The 2,646-nt window shown below is 44.6% G+C and carries 3 protein-coding genes; 2 read left to right on the plus strand and 1 reads right to left on the minus strand.

The window, feature by feature from the left end; all coding sequences use genetic code 11:
• Nucleotides 1–86 precede the first annotated feature (86 nt).
• Nucleotides 87–488: a hypothetical protein gene (locus V7K45_RS19080; protein WP_335006109.1), complete on the plus strand. Its 402-nt coding sequence runs from the start codon at nt 87–89 to the stop codon at nt 486–488.
• A gap of 94 nt (nt 489–582) precedes the next feature.
• Here the strand turns inward: V7K45_RS19080 and V7K45_RS19085 are convergent, their stop codons facing one another.
• Nucleotides 583–1,845, minus strand: coding sequence for a flavin monoamine oxidase family protein (locus tag V7K45_RS19085; protein WP_335006111.1), 1,263 nt, complete (start codon nt 1,843–1,845; stop codon nt 583–585).
• Nucleotides 1,846–2,199: 354 nt separating this feature from the next.
• On the opposite strand from V7K45_RS19085, the gene V7K45_RS19090 reads away from it, so the two are divergent.
• A complete protein-coding gene (locus V7K45_RS19090) occupies nt 2,200–2,502 on the plus strand; it encodes a hypothetical protein (protein ID WP_335006113.1) in 303 nt (100 codons plus the stop codon).
• The last annotated feature ends 144 nt before the right edge of the window (nt 2,503–2,646 follow it).

The raw sequence follows: 2,646 nt of genomic DNA on the forward strand, positions 1-2,646 counted from the left end.
AGCCAAAACATAGAGGTACTGGACAACGAGTTGAAGCTCCTAAATTTCATATCACTAATCAGTCTTTCAGCCTTAACTGAACCGTATTGGGTTATAACTATACTTTCTGTGCCCAGTTATCAGCAGAAATTGGTGCTAGGTGGTTATCAGAGTATGTCAAAGGAAATTTACCTTTACCATCCCCGCAACAGATGCTAGAGGATGTAACAGCAGAGTTGGAATGGAGGAAGAAAGATAGACCGTATGCTTTCGTCAGTGGAGCATGTGTAACTCCTTTTACATTCCATTACATTGATGAATTGCTTCAGGATATGGGTCTCAGCACCCGCCGCAAACCAGGAAACTTGTTTGGAGAGTTGATGATGCCAGCAGATCCATCTGCTTATAAGAATCTCCGACAGGAATTACAGGCAAAACAACAGCCATCTCTTAATGATTCGGCGATCGCCTTAGATAGGCTGGTTGAGAACCATACCGGATTACGGTGATGTGAAAAGCCGCCGTTGCAAAACAGGCAGCATCCGAAAGCGATCGCTTTCGGATGACCTTGTAAACCGTAAAAAAGTGGAGAAAATCTGCGTTTCATGTAAAAGCGAAACCTAAAATTTGCTCTGCTGCTCGTTGTCCACTGCGAATTGCTCCTTCCATATACCCACAATACTCAACAGGAGCAGTATGTTCTCCTGCAAAAATGACTTGTCCAGCGGAGTACGGTAAGTCAGAGCGCCAGCTTTTCAAGTCTCTAGGAGCGAAGTAGCAGTAAGATCCCTGCGACCAGGGATCGGCACTCCAGTCATGAGTTGCAGTTGCGAACACTTTGGCAGCATTTGGGTAAAGCGCAGATACTGTTTGTTGTGCAAACTCAACGGGGTGTCCAGCAACATTTCGGCTAGGTGTCCCACTGCTCGTACAAGCCAGAATTCCCGCTTCACCTACCTGAGCTAAGGTAGATTCCCAGATAGTTTGATAAGGTGTGTCTCCCACAAGCAGCCCAAAAGGGGATTCATCCCAAAAACGTTTGGAGTACTGAAGTAAGGTCTTAACCGATGCCCCATAAGGCAAGTAGGTTATCGCCTCTCGTTGTGCCTGTGTAAGCGGAACTTCAATAGACAAATGGCGCAAGACACTCCAGGGAACCGTGACAACAATCCAATCGCTAAAAACTTCAACCTGCCCGTGAAGAGTTTTTAGGCTCACGGCAGTAGTTTGTTCTTGCTGCTGAATCCGCACAACTGGGGTGTTTAAATGGATGCGCTCGCCTAAAAAGCAAGCAAATGCGGTTGCAAGTTGAGTACTACCACCTTGAATTCGCAGACTGCGATCGCCAGAAGTACCGCTGTAAGCAAAGAAGCCAACTCCAATAGTCTCCGGGTCGGCAGCATACATTCCATAGGATTGCTGACGAAGAACTTTGCAGCCAAAAGGAGCAATTGATTGTGCAGTCAGCCACTGAGCTAATGTTTGGGGAGGATCGGCAAGCTGTTCCAATAATTGATCTAACTTCTGATATGTATCATTTAAAGAAGCTTGCTGTTGAGGCAAGAGTGTTTTTTGAGTAAAGAAATTACCATCAATGTAATAACACAGGTCATCTGGAAGCTTAAAGGCAGGCTCAAGCTTGAGGCCGAATTGAGTGGCATAGGATATCAAGGCGCTATGGTTATCATCGACAAACTCTGCACCCAATTCGCCATGCTGTTCTGCTCCCATAAAGACCGTTTGGACTCGTCCTCCAACTCGTTCGCGGGCTTCAAACACTTGTACATCAAACCCAGCACGAACCAGTTCATAAGCAGCCGTCAGCCCTGCCAGCCCAGCACCAATTACAATTACTCGTTTGCTCATTGGTCATCACTATCTTGCTACATACCTTCGCCCAAATCAAATCAATTGTCTTTTCTGAGAAATTCCTCATCGTAATGTCTCATACTCTGTTGGCTGTCTCTTCTATCCACCGGAGTGTTATTTTTAGGGTTTTCCAGTATCCACTCTATGTATATCTGAGAGTTGCAAAGATTTTTCATCTAAAATCCGTTCTTTCTTCTGGAAGATGCCATCTATTTTTCTAAAAACTGGCAAAGCAAATAGGATTGAATACTCGATGCAGATATAGCAATCCTAAATCAGGTGTTGGAGCGATCGCTGTGGTAGATTTTTAACAGTGTTACCTGCTCGCCCCATCTCCTCAATATCCATATTATGAATATCGACCGATTGCAGTCACTTAAGCAAAAACTGACGAATGACGCAGACTTGTCCCGCATCTGGTTATTTTATATGGATCATTTTGCGGATTGGCCGGAATTCACTGACCTGGGTGAGCCTGCCAATAATCAATACCTAGATGCTGTCCTCCAAAAAACTTGTCAGCAGATGTTTGGCAGGGCAATAAAGATTACTGACTTTTTTCTGATCTACATAGCTCCGTATTGTTTATTTCATGGAGCTTTCCAAGTTGAAGGACGTATTGGGGGTGTGATTTATTTCTGGAGTTTAGACTAAATCGTCGAAATCAAAGAAAAAAGAGGAGGTCTGATTGAACACAGGCCCCCTTTTGACAGAAGGTGAGAGAAGAACCACCTACTCTCACCTGCCAATATGAAATTTGACAAACTTCAAGAATTTCGTCAAGCCGCTTACAACCAT

It is taken from the genome of Nostoc sp. (assembly GCF_036917375.1).
Lineage (GTDB): Bacteria > Cyanobacteriota > Cyanobacteriia > Cyanobacteriales > Nostocaceae > Nostoc.